This window comes from Streptomyces sp. NRRL S-1022 (genome assembly GCF_000720135.1).
GTDB lineage: Bacteria > Actinomycetota > Actinomycetes > Streptomycetales > Streptomycetaceae > Streptomyces.
Genome location: NZ_JOIU01000038.1, coordinates 1 through 16093, shown reverse-complemented (window position 1 = coordinate 16093; position 16093 = coordinate 1). Strand labels below are relative to the sequence as shown.

11 protein-coding genes are annotated in these 16093 nt (G+C 73.2%); 3 read left to right on the top strand and 8 right to left on the bottom strand.

The genetic code is table 11. The features are described from left to right. Position 1: 1 nt before the first annotated feature. From IG05_RS0137340 to IG05_RS0137320, 5 genes are all read right to left on the bottom strand, one after another. Positions 2–1555 carry a Wzz/FepE/Etk N-terminal domain-containing protein gene (locus tag IG05_RS0137340; protein ID WP_030348561.1) on the bottom strand — a complete coding sequence of 518 codons (1554 nt, stop codon included), beginning with the start codon at positions 1553–1555 and terminating at the stop codon, positions 2–4. Next, on the bottom strand, positions 1552–2904 hold the full coding sequence (locus IG05_RS0137335; RefSeq protein WP_030348560.1) for a membrane-bound polysaccharide biosynthesis protein: 1353 nt from the start codon (positions 2902–2904) through the stop codon (positions 1552–1554). Before IG05_RS0137335 ends, IG05_RS0137340 begins: the two co-directional genes overlap by 4 nt. Continuing rightward, positions 2901–4166 (bottom strand): glycosyltransferase family 4 protein, encoded by a 1266-nt coding sequence (locus tag IG05_RS0137330; protein WP_030348559.1) that lies wholly within the window; start codon positions 4164–4166, stop codon positions 2901–2903. The genes IG05_RS0137335 and IG05_RS0137330 overlap by 4 nt, the downstream gene beginning before the upstream one ends. Then, positions 4156–5472: a nucleotide sugar dehydrogenase gene (locus IG05_RS0137325; protein WP_030348558.1), complete on the bottom strand. Its 1317-nt coding sequence runs from the start codon at positions 5470–5472 to the stop codon at positions 4156–4158. Before IG05_RS0137325 ends, IG05_RS0137330 begins: the two co-directional genes overlap by 11 nt. Before the next feature lie 73 nt (positions 5473–5545). After that, positions 5546–7024 carry a sugar transferase gene (locus IG05_RS0137320; RefSeq protein WP_030348557.1) on the bottom strand — a complete coding sequence of 493 codons (1479 nt, stop codon included), beginning with the start codon at positions 7022–7024 and terminating at the stop codon, positions 5546–5548. Positions 7025–7511: 487 nt separating this feature from the next. On the opposite strand from IG05_RS0137320, the gene IG05_RS0137315 reads away from it, so the two are divergent. After that, positions 7512–8195 (top strand): DUF6308 family protein, encoded by a 684-nt coding sequence (locus IG05_RS0137315; protein WP_030348556.1) that lies wholly within the window; start codon positions 7512–7514, stop codon positions 8193–8195. Positions 8196–8198: 3 nt separating this feature from the next. Here IG05_RS0137315 and IG05_RS0137310 read toward each other — a convergent pair whose 3' ends face one another. The 3 genes from IG05_RS0137310 to IG05_RS0137300 are packed head-to-tail and all read right to left on the bottom strand — an operon-like array spanning position 8199 to position 12912. After that, complete coding sequence (locus tag IG05_RS0137310) at positions 8199–9521, bottom strand: MFS transporter (RefSeq protein WP_078894771.1); 1323 nt, start codon at positions 9519–9521, stop codon at positions 8199–8201. An 8-nt stretch (positions 9522–9529) separates the two neighbouring features. Then, a complete protein-coding gene (locus tag IG05_RS0137305; RefSeq protein ID WP_030348554.1) occupies positions 9530–11542 on the bottom strand; it encodes a PEP/pyruvate-binding domain-containing protein in 2013 nt (670 codons plus the stop codon). Beyond that, positions 11539–12912: an ATP-grasp domain-containing protein gene (locus IG05_RS0137300; RefSeq protein ID WP_030348553.1), complete on the bottom strand. Its 1374-nt coding sequence runs from the start codon at positions 12910–12912 to the stop codon at positions 11539–11541. Before IG05_RS0137300 ends, IG05_RS0137305 begins: the two co-directional genes overlap by 4 nt. Before the next feature lie 270 nt (positions 12913–13182). Between IG05_RS0137300 and IG05_RS0137295 the strand changes: the two genes are divergently transcribed. Beyond that, positions 13183–14469, top strand: coding sequence for a PAS domain-containing protein (locus tag IG05_RS0137295; RefSeq protein ID WP_030348552.1), 1287 nt, complete (start codon positions 13183–13185; stop codon positions 14467–14469). A 134-nt stretch (positions 14470–14603) separates the two neighbouring features. After that, complete coding sequence (locus IG05_RS0137290) at positions 14604–16064, top strand: hypothetical protein (RefSeq protein WP_030348551.1); 1461 nt, start codon at positions 14604–14606, stop codon at positions 16062–16064. Positions 16065–16093 lie beyond the last annotated feature (29 nt).

Below are 16093 nucleotides of genomic sequence, written 5' to 3'. Positions count from 1 at the left end.
GCTACCGCGCCTCCTGGTCGCTGTCCGGGACCCGTGCCGCCCGGATCGGCAGCCGCTCCATCCGATGCCGGCCTTCTCCGACTGCCTGAACGGCGTGGGAGGTGCCCCCACCGCTCTGCTGGACCGGCAGCTCGTGCCGGCCGCGCGGCGCGCCGCGCGGCCCGTCCCACAGCGTGCCGTCGGTCCGGTCCCGCGGATCGGGGTCGATGAGCACCACACCGGTCACCGCGATGCGCTGGTCGGCGAGCTGCCGCGCCACGGTGTGCAGCCAGGCGGCGCTGCCGTGCCCGGCACGCACGACGAGCACCGTCCGGGTGCCGAGGTAGCGGAGGTCGGTCCAGGCCGTGCCGGGTGCCACCGAGCCGACGCCGATCCGGGACTCCTCGGGCGACAGGGCCGCGGCCCGCTCGCCACCGACCACCACCGGATCTCCCGGCTTCGGGCGGCGGCCCGAGAGCCGTGACCCGGGCAGGCCGTCCACGACGACCACCGGCCCCTCGGCCGCCAGCTGTCTGGCGAGGTCGAGGGCGATCACGGCCGTGCTGCGCGCACAGCCCAGTTCCAGCAGCGACACCGGTTCCGCCGAACCGCGCACGGTGCGGACCAGGGACGCGGTGAGCCGTGCCCGTGCCGCCCGGATCCGCCGGCGCCGCCACAGCAGGGGCGACTGGCGGGGCAGCTCCGCGACGACCGAGGCAGCGAGGTTCGCCGCGATCTCCCGGCGCAGCACGGGGCGGTCGGCCACCACCGCGCCGACCGCGGCCACCGCGAGCCCCAGGACGAGCCCGAGGACGAGTCCGATCACGGCGTCGGTGGCGGCGGTCTTCGCCAGGGAGTGCCGCACCGCGTGCGGGGCGTCCACGACCTGCGTGCCGGCGATGAGCTGGGGCGTGCCGACGCGTGCCTCGGCGGCGCGCTGGGTGAAGTCCGCTATCCGCGAGGTGAGTTCGGCGCGGCGGGCGAAGAGCGACTCCAGGTCCGCCGCCGCCTTGGGCCCGCCCTGCGGCGATCCGTCTCCTATCGCCTTGTTCACCAGGGTGAGTTCGCGCTGCAGCCGGTCACGCTGGTCGAGCAGGCTCTTGGCCTCGGCGTCCGCGGCCGACCGCATCCGCTTCACGTGGTCCGCGACGAACGCGTCGGCCAGCGCCTCGGCGCGGGCCACCGCTTCCGCGTCGCTGTCACCCGACGCCGTGATCTGGAGCAGGTTGTTGGTCAGGCCGACGCCCCCGTACTCCTGCATGAAGTCCTCCGGTTTCGCGGGGGACCCGAGGGACTTCAGGGCCGCACCGGCGATGCGCGTGGTGTGCAGCAGCGCGACGTCGGTACGGATCAGCGTTCCGGGGTCGTTCGGCTGGTCCGCCTGGTGCGCGACCAGCACCTTGGTCACCGCGCTCGGCCGCGGCGGCAGCAGGACCGCCACCGCCACGCCGACGAGCAGCCCCAGCAGCGCCGCGGAGCACCACAGACGGCGCCGCCTGCGCACCGCCACCACCAGCGCCTGCAGGTCCAGCAGCGGAGCGGCGGGCGCCGGCTCCTGCGTCGTACTCGTCGTCACCTCGCACCCCCGCTCGCGTCGGCACCCACCGCGAGTGGCGGCTCGGCGGCATCCCGGGGACGGTCGGCGGTCCGCGTCGGACCGACCCGGACCGTACCGGCGAGGACGATGCCGACGACCTTGTGCCCGGCGTCCGCGCACGCCCCGGTGACGCCGGCGAGCTCGCCCGCGGTCCAGCTGCCCGGGCTGAACACGAGCAGGACACCGGACTCGTGTTCACGGTCCGCTACCAACGGTTCGGACACCGGGACCCCCACCACCCGCAGCAGCGGATCGCTCCCGGCGTCGGCGGCGAGCTGCTCGGCGGCTCGCCGGGCGGTCGCGTCGCCGTCCGGGACGACGGCCAGCAGCCGCCTGGGGGCGGGCAGCCGGTCCCGGACGCGGGCGCACACCCGCCGGTTGCGCAGCTGCCTGCCGGCCTCGTCGACCGTCGGCGGGGTGCGTGCGTCCCACCGGACGTCGACGCCCAGCAGGCGGCGGATCCGGGCCCGCGGGCCACCGCCGCCCGGCCGTTCAGCCGGTACGTCGACGCTACCGAGCACCACCGAGCCCAGTGCCGCGGCGATCTCCGCTTCGGTGCGCAGCCGGCGGCTCATCCGCGCGGCGGTGAGATGGCCGATGACCGTGAGCAGGAAGGCCAGCAGCGCCCCGCCGACGGCGAGCTGCGTCCTCGTCGGCGGTGCCTCGCCGGCCGGCCGGGGCGCCGGCCCCATGACGACCATGCCGGCCTTGTTGGCGGCCGGGTCGGCCTGGTCCAGCTTGTTGATGGCTTCCTGCATGGTGGTGCGCAGCTTCTCCAGGTCGGTGCGGGCCTGCACGCTCTCCACGGACTGTCCCGGATCGGCCGCGCCGGCCAGCTCGGTGATGCGGCGGCTGGTCTGCTTCACCGCCTGCCGCAGCGCGTCGAGCTGCGCCGCCGCTTCGGGGTCGGTGTTGTCGCCCACGATCTGCGTGGCGAACGTGACGAACTGCCGGGCCACCTGGTCGGCGAGCTGCTGCGCGCGCCTCGGGGTGTCGGCGGTGCCCGAGATCTCGATGATGTTCCCGTCGGAGGCCTGGGCCTTCACCCGGCCCCGCAGCTCCCGGCCGCCGACCCCGGACCAGCCGAGCGTGGCGGCCGCGCGGTCGAGCACCACCGAACTGGTGGCGATCTCCGTCTGCGTCAGCAGTTCGCGTTCCTCCCACGCGCCCGGCAGCAGCACCGACGCCGACGTCGTGTACCGCGGCGGGAACAGCAACGAGGTGCCGCAGCCGACGAGCGCGCCCAGTAGGGCGAGGACGAGCAGGAGCCGCCGGCGCCGACGGAATATCCGCCCGATCGTGGCCAGGCGTATGGTGTCGTCGCTCAACTGCGCTGCCTCTTCCCTGCCCGGTCCGGTTCGCCCGCCGGCACCGGAGAGTGGTCACCACAGGCAGCGGCGTAGGCGGCGAGCAGCGATGCTTGCGAGTTGCGCCAGGAGAGCGGCCCGCCGACCCGCTCCCGGCCGGTCTCGCCCATCCGGGCCCGCTTCTCCGGATCGTCCAGCAGCAGCGCGACGAGCTTGGCGAACTCGGCCTCGTCGTTCGCCGGCGCGTAGACGGCGGCGTCACCGGCGGAGACGCGCGCCTCCTTCAGGTCGAAGGAGACGATCGGCCGGCCCATCACCATGTACTCCAGGACCTTGTTCATGGTCGACACGTCGTTGAGCGGATTGCGCGGGTCGGGGGAGAGGCACACGTCCGCGGTGGACAGGTAGCGCACCAGGTCGGCGTCCGGGATGCGCCCCGTGAACTCCACCTGCTCCGCGAGCCCCAGCCGCCGGGACAGCTCCACCATCGCGTCGAAGGTGTCGCCGGCGCCGACGAACACCGCGTGCCAGTCGGTCCGCCCGAACTCGGCGCGCAGCTTCGCGAGGGCCCGCAAGGCGTAGTCGACGCCGTCCTGCGGGCCCATCACGCCGAGGTAGCACAGCAGATGGGGCTTGCCCCGCTTCAGCTCCGGCTCGGCCGGTACGGGACGGAACCGGTCGGTGTCGGGAGCGCTGCGCACCACGAACACGTCCTCCGGACGCCGGCCGCCCCGGCGCACCGCGACGTCCCGGTAGCTCTCGTTCGTGGCCAGCACGACGTCCGCGGCCCGGTAGGTGAGGCGTTCCAGCGCGCACACGGCGCGGTACAGCAGGTCCTCGCCCCGGCCGAACCGGGACAGGTACAGCTCGGGCACCAGGTCGTGCTGGTCGAAGACGAACCGCGCTCCGCGCCGCTTCAGCCACAGGGCCGGCAGGAACAGCAGGTCGGGCGGGTTGCAGGCGTGGACCACGTCGACCGGGCCGACCTTGCGGGCCAGCCGGGCCGTGTGCCACAACGCCGAGCCGTACTCCCGCAGATAGCCGGCCGGCCCTCCGGTGGCCGCGTGCAACGGGTAGCGGTGGATCCGCACCCCGTCGATCACCGCCTCCGGCTCCGTGTCCCGCTTCGTCCCCCGGGGGCAGATGACGTGCACCTCCCAGTCCGCGTCGCGCAGCGTCGTGCATTCCTGCCACACCCGCCGGTCGAACGGCACCGACAGGTTCTCCACCAGGACCAGCGCGCGCCGGGCCGGCCGGTCACCGCCGTTTCTGTCACCAAGCAAGGCCTATGTACCCCGGTTCGGCCCGGCGCGCGTCGGCGTCGGGAAGGCGGATGAGGTCGACGATCACCGGTGCGCTGCCGTGGGGGAGCGCCGACAGCACGGCCGGGTCCCTGGTCCCGACCAGGCACACCTCGGCGTGCTCCAGCACCTCCTCGACGGACCCCGCGAGGAGCTGCGCGAGGTGCGGCAGCCGGGTCTCGATGTACTCGCGGTTCGCGCCGAGCAGCCGGGAGAGGCTCACGTTGGCGTCGTAGATCTTCAGGTCGTACCCCTTGCCGAACAGCCGCTCCGCCAGTTCGACGAGCGGGCTCTCGCGGAGGTCGTCGGTGCCGGGTTTGAACGACAGCCCGAACAGGCCCACCCGGCGCCTGCCCGTGCGCTCGACCAGCTCCACCGCCCGTTGCAGGTGGTCGGAGTTGGAGGGGAGCACGTGGGCGAGGATGGGTACCGAGACGTCGGCCCGCTGTGCCGCGTGGACCAGGCTGCGCAGGTCCTTGGGCAGGCACGAGCCGCCGAAGGCGAAGCCGGGCCGCAGGTAGGCCGGGCTGATGTTCAGCTTGCGGTCGGCCAGGAACACGTCCATGACCTGGTGCGAGTCCACGCCGAGCGCCTGGCACACCGCGCCCAGCTCGTTGGCGAAGCCGATCTTGAGGCCGTGGAACGCGTTGTCCGCGTACTTGATCGCCTCGGCCGTCGGGATCGGCACCCGGAACACCTCGCCGGGCAGGCCGTCGTAGAGCGCCGCCACCGCGTCACCGCTTAACGGGTCCAGCTCGCCGATCACGGTCTTGGGCGGGTCGAAGAAGTCCCGCACGCTCGTGCCCTCGCGCAGGAACTCCGGGTTGACCGCGATCCCGATGTCCACGCCGGCCGTGCCGCCGACGTACTTCTCCAGGATCGGGACCAGCAGGTCCAGACAGGTGCCCGGCAGCATGGTGCTGCGGAAGACGACGGTGTGCCGCCCGCCGCGCTCGGCCAGCGCGGCGCCGATCTGTTCGGTGACCCGTTCCAGGTACGTGGTGCACAGGCTGCCGTTGGCCTCCGACGGCGTGCCCACGCAGACCAGCGACACCTCGCTGCCCGTGATCGCCTCGCGGACGTCGCGGGTGGCGCGCAGGGCACCGCTGTGCACGACGTCGGCGACGAGCTGGCCGATGCGCTCTTCGACCACCGGGGCCTTGCCGTCGTTGACCAGGTCGACCTTCACCTGGTTGACGTCCACCCCGATGACCTCGTGTCCCATGCTGGCCAGGCACGCGGCCGACACGCAGCCCACGTAGCCGAGCCCGAAAACGCTGACCTTCATGACTCGTTCCTCCCCCCAGGCAGGCCTCCTGGCCTGCGGTTCGCGCGCCGGGCCGGACGACGGCCCCCGCACATCAGTAGGCGCCCTGCCCGTGGAGCACCGCACGCAGCGTCTTCCACAAGATCACTGTGTCCAGGGCGAGCGACCAGTCCTCCACGTACCGCAGGTCCAGCCGGACCGCCTCCTCCCACGACAGGTCGCTGCGTCCGCTGATCTGCCACAGGCCGGTGAGCCCGGGCTTGACCAGCAGCCGCCGCCGGATGTCGGGGTCGTACGCGGCGCACTCCTCCGGCAGCGGGGGCCGGGGGCCGACGAGCGACATCGACCCGGTGAGCACGTTGAGCAGCTGCGGGAGTTCGTCGACCGAGTACCGGCGCAGCACCGCTCCCACCCGGGTCACCCGCGGATCCCGGCGGAGCTTGAACAGCGGGCCCGCGCCCTCGTTGCGCTCGGCCAGCCCGGCACGTGCCCGGTCCGCGTCGGCGACCATGGTGCGGAACTTGAGGATGGTGAACTCGCGGCCGTCCTTGCCGACCCTGCGCTGGCGGTAGAACGCCCCGCCCCGGCTGTCCAGCAGTATGAGCAGGCCGACGAACGCCATCAGCGGCGCGAACAGCACCAGCAGGACGGCCGCGCCCGTCCGGTCGACGACTCCCTTGACCGCCCGGCGGCCCCCGGTGAAGGTCGGCATGCTGACCCGAAGCAGCGGTATTCCGAGCACCGCGTCGACGTGCAGCCGGGGGCCGGCCACCTCCATCAGCACGGGGGCCACCACCATCTCGGCCTCGCTGCCTTCGAGGTTCCAGGCCAGCCGCTGCAACCGGTCCGGTGACCAGTGCGGGTCCGGTGTGACCGCGACGACGCGGTAGCCGTCGTGACGGACGTGCTTGGCGACGTCCGTCAGCCGGCCGACGACCGGCACCCCGTCCAGTTGGTCACCGTCGAGCCCGCGCCCGTCCGTCGTGCACACCGCCTCCACCCGCCAGCCGAGGTGCGGGAACTTGCGGGTACGGGTGATCAGGTCGCACACGGTGGCCGGGCTGCCGGCGGCGAGCACCGGTCTCAGGCACCGTCCTTCCTTGCGCTGTTTGTGCAGCCACAGCCGCAGCAGATAGCGCGCGGTCATGGTGACGAGCGCGATCGCGGGAATCGCCACGAAGATCCAGAGTTTGATGTTGCGCGAGGTGAGGGCGATTCCGCCGAGCGCCAGTACGACGGTCGCCGCGAACAGTGCGCGACCGAGCCGGCGGAATTCCTCGGCGCCCTGGCCGAGCACGGCCGGAGCCCAGGAGCGGCTCACCGCGAGTGCCCCCAGCACCAGCAGTTCGGTGCCGAAAGCGAGAATTCCCCACTTCTCGTGCCAGTTGGCCGCGTCCCGCGCGCCGAAGAAGTTGCCGATGGCCGCCACCACGAAGGCGGTGGCCGAGGTATCGCTGATGATCACGGTACGGCGGTACCGCTGCTCCCATTCGACCGCTGGCCGGTTGATCGCCCCGTTCTCCGGACGCTCGCGCGCCGCCGGAACCGAGCTGACAAGTCCCCCTTGCCGCACAGAACCCCCCAGGTTCCCAGTGATTCGACGTTTTCGCCCAACACTGTTTGCTCCCCTCGGGAGGCCCCCGCCTCCCGCGCTGCGCCGTTCCTCCCCTCGGGAGCCCCCCGCCCCCTTGGCGCATGACATCCAGGGCTATTTCAAAAATGCCGGGTGCTCCCCGCACCCAAGCGCTTCTCATGGCACCAGAAATGGATCGACCCCCGAAGATCATTACTGGTCGCCTCGCCTCCCCACTGCTGAAGCACGGTCAATCTAGACCATCGGGGCCGGTATGGAGAGGGGATGTGTGTAATTTGTGTTCAAGGTTCGAGGCTTGATCAACTGAACGGTCGCGCCTATGGGCGCCTTCGCGCCAGCGCGCGCTCCGGCGCCCCGCCCGGCGGAACCCGGCCGGAGGCCGCGCATTCGAGCCACCGTGTGATCTGACCTGGTGTAGCGTCCACCGGCACGACAATGATCACAAGGGAGTGGGAGGGGCCTGCTGGTGATCGAATTGAAGATCCCGGATGTCTACCGGGACGACGAGAAGTCCGTGCGCTTGTTGATCGAATACTTCAAGGGGAGACGCTCGAGCGGTGATCTGTTCTATTCCGGCGCCCACTTCGAACGCCTGGGCGGGGGAGGGGATTGCGAGCACGTCGCGGACCGGTTCGACAGCAACGACCTGGTGGCCCTCACCATGCTCGGTGTGTCCTTGAAACCGCACGGGGCGATCGACCTGCTGACCGACCCCGACGGCCACTGGAACCGTCTGCTGTCACTCATCCCCCGTGACGCACGTCTGGAGGATCTTCGCAGCGATGCGCTCATCGCGCGGGGCGGACCCGCGTGGGAGTTGTGGGAACGCCTGGCCGGAAACAAGCAGTACGCCGGAAAGCCCGACGGCAGTGGTCCGGTTGTCGCAGGCAAATTGCTGGCCCGTAAGCGTCCCCACCTCATTCCTGTCTACGACAGCCGCATCAAGCAACTGTTCGGGCGGCCGAAGCGGGACCACTCCTTCTGGGCCGCGCTGGCCGCGGCCCTGCGGGCGGACGGCGGTGCCCTCCACGACCGGTTGCTCCGCCTCCGCGACAAGGCGGGCATCGGTGAGGACATCGGTGTCCTGCGGGTGTTCGACGTCATCGCCTGGATGCACCAGGGCGCGACGGAGCCGGACGGCGAGCGCTGACCGTCAGCGGGGCGCCGCGCCCTCGTCGGCCGGCAGGGCGACGGGCCGGGCGGCCGGGACGGCGCCGTCCTTCCCGTTCGCGGGCCGCGTCCGGCCGGCCCGGTGCAGGCCCAGGTGGAGCGCCGGGATCAGCACGCAGGTGACCGCGGCGCTGTGCCACAGCAACGCGTCCAGCCGGCCCGCCGCCAGATAGGCACCGGCGGCCACCGCGGCCAGCGCGCACACGGCACGGTCCACGATGCTCTCCACCGACAACAGCGTGGCACGCGGCGCGTGCGCGGGAACGGCGTCGTTGACGAGCTTGCGCTGCACCGGATAAACGAACCCGGTGATCGCGGCGAACGCGCACAGCAGGGCGACGACGGTCCACGGACCGCCCACCGCGGTACCGGCCAGGGCCGCGGCCAGCGCCACGCTCAGCAGGGACACCCAGACGACAGGCGGCACCCGGCGGCTCAGCCACTGCGGGCGGGCCGACGCCACCGCCTCGGCGACCGTCATGGCCGCGAGCACACCGCCGTGCGCGTTCTCCCCGATGCCGTGTTCCAGGAGCACCGGCTGGAACAGGTTGACCTGGCAGATCCGCGACAGCGTGAACACGGCCACGCCCTGGACCATCAGCAGGGCCAGCCACGGCGAGGACCACACGGCGCGCAGCGCGGCGCCCGTGTCCCGCAGGAAGCTGCCACCGGGCCGCGCCGGGGACCTCGGTCGCGCGCCGGTCCCGGGCGCGGCGAGCCGCGGCAGGGCGAGGGCGCAGCCGAGGGAACCGGCCGCGCTCGCCGCGCTCAGCACGTACGGTGTCTGCGGCGCCAGTGTCATCAGCGGCCCCACGAGCGGCCAGCAGACCACCTTGGCGGCGAGCCCGAGTGCGCGTGCCGTGCCCTCGGCCCTCAGGTAGTGGGCGTCGGCCCGCTCCGCGCGCAGCCCGTCGTAGAGATAAGCGCTCGCCGCACCCGACGTCAGGGAGCGTCCGGCCGCGATGGCCAGGAAGTGCGCGAGGAATCCGGTGTACGTCGGTGCCAGCGCCGGCAGCAGGTTCGCCGCCGTCATGACCACCGCCCCCGCGCGCAGGCAGTTGCGGGCGCCGATCCGGTCCGCGACGATTCCGGTCGGTATCTCGAACAGGCAGAAGGCGATGTAGTAGATGCTCTGGATGCCGAAGATCTGGCCGTCGGACAGGCCCGCGTCACGCTGGTACGCGTAGAACACGGGCATCCACCACAGCAGGTTGAACAGCAGCTGGAACCCGTTGTTCAGGCGGATGATCCGGCGCGCGGCCGGGGAGGGCGCCGGCGCGGGGGAGGAGGACCGCAGGAGGGACATACGGCGCCTCACCGGGCGTAGGGGCGGACCTGGACCAGGTGGAAGGTCCCCTCGGCGGTCATGAGCCACTCGATGTCCAGGGCGTCGTCGCAGTCGTCCTCGCTGAAGTGGGACTGCAACAGGCGCCCGGCCAGCGCGAGATGGGCCAGCGACGCCCGCGTCGCCGCCGGGAGGTCCTCGCGCGAGGAGCCCAGGTCGACCGTGCGCCCGCCGCCCTCGACGGTGTTGTACAGGTACTGCTGCGGCAGGATGGTCCCGTCGACCACCCGCTCGGGCGAGCCGGGGGTGCAGTTGAGGTACACGTTGCGGAAGTCCTCGGGCCGGGTCGGATCACAGGTCACCAGCACTCCCCCCAGATCGGCGGGCGTGTACTCCTGGACGATCACTCCCATGTAGGTGTCGTCCAGGGGGATGCCGGCCTGGTGCCGCAGGCGCACGCTGCGCGGCGACAGCAGCGACGCCCACACCTGCCGCACCGCGTCCATGAGCTGCTCCGTGCCGTGCACCGTGGTGACGGAGTCGTAGATCCCGGCGGCGGAGAAGCCGGGCAGGTCCTCGGCGTTGGACGAGGAGCGCACCACCAGCCGGCGCCCGTCCGCGGTCAGCTCCGCCACGGAGGCGGTGATCGCCCGCGCCACGTCCTCCGGCACCGGTGTGCCGCACGTCAGACGCTGCAGGTGCAGCGACAGCGAGTCGACCACGTCCAGTGCGTCGAGCTCCAGCGCCATCTTCAGCCTGCCGATGCCCTGTTGCAGCGCGGGAGAGGAGGTGAGGAACAGATGGTGCAGCCGGAACGGCAGGGCCACCCCCCGGGGCGCGCGCACCGTCTCGGCCACGCGTTCCGCCGCGGCGGCCCGCAGCCGCTGCGGCGACGCCCCCGACTCGCCCAGCCGGGCCGCGAGGTGGCCGAGGAGATCGGGCCGCGGCGGACGCGGGCGGGCGTAGAACCGCGTCAGGTCCGCGGTGCGGCTGTCCAGGACGTGGTGCAGCTCCCCGAGGTTGGCCGCCTTGGTGCCGTAGCCGTCCCGGTCGGTGCGCCGCAGCCGGTGCAGCGCCAGGATCGGGGCCTGCCGGAGCAGCGGTGTCTCGATGCGGATGCGCTGCCGGTGCCAGGCGGGCCGTTCCAGGGCCGGTGCGCCGGGCAGCCGTTCCAGGGTGACGGCGTCCTCGCGCACGCGGTAGCGCACCCACGCGCCGTCGAGGCCCTCCCGCCGGACCACGGCGTCGAGGTCGCGGACGATCGCGTTGGGAATGCCCCAGCCCGCGGCCAGCACGTTGGTGTGCGAAAGCGGCGTGGTGGGGGCCGTGTTGACGAACCCGGCGGCGCGGGGCACGTCGTCGGGCAGGCGGGGCATGGCGATGATGTCCGGCCAGCCGAGGTCCGCCGCCGCGCTCGCGTACTCGGCGGTGGTGCGGAAGTAGCGCAGCCGCCCCTCGGCCTCGCCCGGGTTGAGGCAGGTGCGCATCCGGTTGCCGAACAGTTCATGGCTGAGGATGCGCGGCACCCGTGCCTCGCCGACCGCGGCCAGTTCCTGTTCCTGACCGTGGTTGGCGGGCTTCAGCAGCAGCGGCAGGCGGCCGTCCACCCGTCCGCGCACATAGTGGTAGAACTCCTCCAGCAGCGGCCCGGGCATGGTGTCCGCCTCGGTGGTCTCCAGGACGAGGAAGGGCCGCTCGGAGCCGCCGGCCTCCTCCTCGGTGTGCAGGGACAGTACGCCGAGCAGGAACCGGCGTCCGGGGTCCATGTACACCGAGGCGTTGAACGCGTCGAGGTTCGCGTCGAGTTCGTCCAGCGTCATGCCGAGGACGCGGGTCGCGATGTAGTCGACGTGGAAGGGGTGCACCCGGGTGTCGAGCAGGTGCCAGGTGTCCCGGGCACGGTCCACGACCACCTTGAGGTACGGGTGCCCGGCCAGCACGCCGGACAGCGCGCGGAACAGCGGCAGCGACAGGTTGGCGCCGACGGCGGTGCGGTCGCCCGCGGCGTCGGGCACGCCGGTCTCGTGCAGGGTGCCGGTCATGCCCGCACCGCCTCGGTGACGGACGTGGGCAGGATCCGCGGCAGGGCGTCCACCACCGCGGTGAAGTCGTCCACGACGGTCTGCGGCCGGTCGGCCGACAACAGGCACACCGCCGCCATGGTGTTGGCGCCGCCGGCCGGGTCGTACACCGGTACGAGGGAGCCGTCCGGCAGGGAACTCTCGGCCACGACGGACAGCGTGCTGCCGGGGCCGACCGGGGCGGAGCGGACGACCGCCCCGGAGTCCCACAGATGGCGACGGGCCCACGGCGAGCCGTCCCGGTTCACGGCGAGCACCACCAGGGAGCCCGCCGCGCCGTCGGCGTCGTCCGGGGTCAGTGCCCGCGCGGGCCAGGCGGGGGAGCCGCCGAGCAGCTGGTCGGTGAACATGCCGACCAGGTCGAGCCCGAAGACCTGCTCGATCTGCGGCACCGTCATCGCGCCGCCGAACCGCGCGGCCGTCTCGATCAGCCACATACGGCCGTGGGCGCCCAGCTTGATCTCCGTGTGCGTGCCGCAGTCCTCCAGGCCCAGGGCGTCCACGGCCCGCCGGGCCAGCTCCACGATCCCGGCCTGCGCGGCGCTCCCGAGGGCCGCCGGGGTGATGCCGGCGCGCTCCGTGAACGGCGCCACCGTGGGCATCCGTCCGCTCACACAGACCGGGCGGAAGACGCCGTCGACCACCACGCCCTCGACACTGACGTAGTCACCCCAGCCGGAGCCGCCGAACCAGTCCCCGGCGCACCCGCTGACGATCTCCTCCACGATGAAGTCCTCGCCGGCCCCGGCCACGTGGAGCTCCGCGAAGCCGAGCAGCGCCGACTCCGCCATCACCGCGCGGGACCGCTGCCATGCCTCGCGCAGGTCCCCGGGCGTCGCGATGACCTGGTGGGCGGTGGAACCGGCGCTCCACGCGGCCTTCAGCAGCAGCGGGAACGTCAACTCGTCCGCCGCCCGCTCCAGTTGCCCGGTCGTGGCGACCGAGCGGAACCGGGGCTGCGGCAGGCCCCGGCGCTCCCAGGCCGCGCGCATCAGCCGCTTGTCCCGGGCGAGGGCGGCGGTGGGCCCGGCACCCCGCAGCCCGAGCCGCCGGGACGCCTCGGCGACCGCCACCACCGCGTACTCCGAGAAGGTGACGACCGCGTCCGCGCCCACCTCGCGGGCCCGGGCGGTGATGAGCCCGACGAGATCGCGCTGTTCCGCGGCGGCGTGGGTGACGGCCGAGTCGCACAGCATGGCGGCCTCCGCCGCGACGCCGGCGGGCAGCTCGCTGAGCGCCAGCAGGTGCACCGCCGACCTCGCGGCCACCCGCCTCAGGGCGTACCCCGCCGGGGGCCCGCCCTTGGCATGCACGTACAGCACCTTGCTCACGAGGAATCCAACTCCCTTGATCGTCCCGACGTCCCGGGCACGGGCCGCGCCCGAAACGGCTGCGGCGGCCGGCGACGCGCTGCCGGTGCGAAGTCCGCCGCGCCGCCTCTCCTTCCAGCGAACCAGCCCCAACTCACGTGAAACGCACCGGAATCAGCGAGGCGTTCAGGCAAATGCCGTAGTGCCGGGACCGCGCATGACCGGTGCGCTACGGGATACGCATGAGATGTCACTCACCGTGACATGGTGGACAATTGAAGGAGTTGGGCCGTGGACGAGGCCGATTTCAAGACGCTGCTCGCCCCCCTTCCGGTGTCCTGGTGGGAAGCCGACGGCGGGCAGAAGGTGGTCGACAGCGGAGGCGGCGCGTTCGCCGACGAGCGCACCGCCCGCCGCTTCCTGGAAGCCCTGCGCGCCGACCGCGACGGCTCGTCCGGTGCGCCGGAGGGGGGTCCCTACCAGGCCTGCTTCGAGGGCCGCACCTTCGACGTCAACTGGGCCGCCCGGCACGCCGGCAGCGGCCGGCAGTGCAGCAGGGGAGTGGCGGTCGAGGTGAGCGGCCGGCCCGGGGAGAACCCGTACGCCGCGTTCGCCGACCTCACCCCGGCCGCGGCGTTCGTGCGCGACGCGACCGGCCGCTACCTGTGGGCCAACCACGCGTACGCCCACCTGTACGGCACCACGCGCGACGCCGTGATCGGCCGCCACCTCGCCGACGTCGACGAACCCGCAGACGTCACCCGGTTCCTCGCCCTGGACCGGGAGGTCCTGACCGGCGGCAGGCCCGTCCGGCACACCCTCGCCTACCGGCGCCCCGACGGCTCCTCCGGCCAGGCCGCCGGGTACCGCTTCCCCGTCCGCTGGGCCGGCCGCCGCTGTGTGGCCGGCATCTACGTCGACGTCACCGACTCCGTCCGCGCCCTGGAGCAACGGCGCCGGGCCGAGGAGGACTTACGGACCCTGCGCGACCACAGCGGCCTGCTCTGCGTCCGCCTCTCCGCGGACGGACGGGTCGGGGAGGCCGGCACCGCCGTCGCCGACCTCCTGCGCATCCGGCTCCCCGAGCTCATCGGGGTGCCCGCCGACAGCCTCCTGGCGAGGACACCCGAACGCGGCGCCCTGCACCGGATCTGGGACGACCTCGCGGGCGGCCGGCGCAGGAGCGCCCGTGCCGCCGCGGTCCTCGTCGACAAGGACAGCGGGCTGCGCCGCGTCCGTGTCCACCTGAGCGCGGTGCCGGGTGCCTCGGAACGCGTGTCCGGGGTGTGGGCCGTCATGACACACGTCGGACTGCGCCAGGAGGCGCAGCCACCGCTCACGGCCACCCAGGTGCGCATCCTCGCCCTGCTGGCCGCCGGGCGCAGCAACGCGGACATCGCGGGCACGCTGCACCTGTCACGGCAGACGGTCGACTACCACCTCAGCCGCCTGCGCGACCGCCTGGGCGCCGCCACCCGCCCCGCCCTGGTCGCCCGCGCCTACGTGCTCGGCATCCTCTCCCCCCAGGCCTGGCCGCCCCGGTCCGCCACGGCGGCACATCCGCTCAGCCCCGTCTGAGCCGGCGGACGCCCTGTCCGCGAGGGCCGGGAAAAAGACCGGGGACAGCCCCTCGGGGATGTGGTTATGATGCGCGGGATGAAGAACAACTCCTCGTACGGATTGGGGGAATCGTTCCTGCAAGGTGAGTGCTGATGGCACCTCACTTCGCGGACGACTTCCCGTCCCGCCTGTTGATGTGGCAGCGCGTACGCGAGTACGCCGTGCCACCGTCCATGATCGACACCGCGACCGCACGGCGTGCGGTCGGCGACTGGTCGGGGGCCTGCGCCGCCGCCCGCGTCGACACCGATATCGACCTGCGCGCCGTGCGCGACCGCCACGGCACCGAGGTCGCCGCCCGCCTCCGTGCGGACCTGCGCCGGCTGGCACCCGATCTGCTCCGCTGGCACATGCCCCGCAGCGCGCCCGACGGGCGGCTGCGGCCCGGCCTCACCGTCTGCCTGGCAGGTTACGGCAGCCCGGCCGCACGTCCGGTGCAGCTGGTGGTGCGCACACCGCCCCCCTGGGCCGATGCCGGCCAGCGGATGTCGCTTTCGCTGTGGGAGGGGTCCGCGGCCGGCGCCCAGCGGCACCACCCGCACCCGCATCCCGACCGGCGTTTCCGGCTCGACCTGCACCGGCACCTCTGGGACGCCGGACGCAGCGGCGAACTCGCACGGCGAAGCGGGGCGGACGCGGCACCGCCCGGCCGGCCCCACGCAACCGCTCTTCCGCCGGGACTTGCGGACCGGCCCGCCTCCGACGACGCGTCGTGGGCGGTGGCCCGGTGGGCCGCCGAGGCGGAGTTGCTGTTCCGGGCCGAGGGGTGCCCTCGCGGGGCCTTCACCGTGCGGCTCGGCGCGCGCAGCCGAGCCGTCCTCGAACTCGTCGCCCCCGACGACAGCCATGCCCCGGCGTTCCGGCCGCTGCGGGACGTGCCCCCGCCCCGGCAGGCCGCTGCGCTTCCGGTGCTCCCCGAGGCCGCGGCCCGGGTCCTCCCGGATCTGGAGCTGCTGCGGGCCGGGCTCGTCGCGGCCGGCCGGCTGCATCCGCTCGTCGCCGCCGCACTGGCGGAGCCGGGCCCGGCACCAGCGGCCGTACCCACGCCCGCGCCCGGTGATCCGCACCGGGTGGAGTGCCGGGGCGCCGTCCACCGGATCGCGCTGCGGGACGGCGTGCTCACGGCGATCGACCACGACCCGGCCGAACTCGGGCGCGAGGAACTGCTGGTGGCCCTCGGCGGTCCGGCGCTGCCCTGCGTGCGGGCGATCGACGCGGTCCACCGTGACCCGGAGGCACTGCCCGCGGTCCGGGAGCGGCTGCTCCACGGCGACATCGCCGGGGCGCTGGCCGTGGTGGAGGGGCTGCTCGGTCCCGGCGCCGTCCTGCCCGACGGGCCGTTGCGGCAGGAACTGCAGTCGGCCGCGGCCCGCCGCGTCGACCACGGTCGCTTCCGCTCGGGACTGGTCACCGTGCACCCCGCCGCCGCGGCCGTCCCGGACGCCGGACACGCGGACGTGCACCACCGCCCCCGGCTCGACCGCCATGTGCCCCACGACCTGCAACGCAAGCACACCAGCCGGGACCGGCCACGCAACGTCCTGATGCGCTGACCCGCCTCCCGCCCCCGCCTTCCAGCTTC

Excerpts from the sequence above, each read along its gene's own strand:
- IG05_RS0137310 (WP_078894771.1), bottom strand. The coding sequence starts at position 9,521 with ATGTCCCTCCTGCGGTCCTCCTCCCCCGCGCCGGCGCCCTCCCCGGCC.
- IG05_RS0137305 (WP_030348554.1), bottom strand. The coding sequence starts at position 11,542 with ATGACCGGCACCCTGCACGAGACCGGCGTGCCCGACGCCGCGGGCGAC.
- IG05_RS0137290 (WP_030348551.1), top strand. The coding sequence starts at position 14,604 with ATGGCACCTCACTTCGCGGACGACTTCCCGTCCCGCCTGTTGATGTGG.
- IG05_RS0137325 (WP_030348558.1), bottom strand. The coding sequence starts at position 5,472 with ATGAAGGTCAGCGTTTTCGGGCTCGGCTACGTGGGCTGCGTGTCGGCC.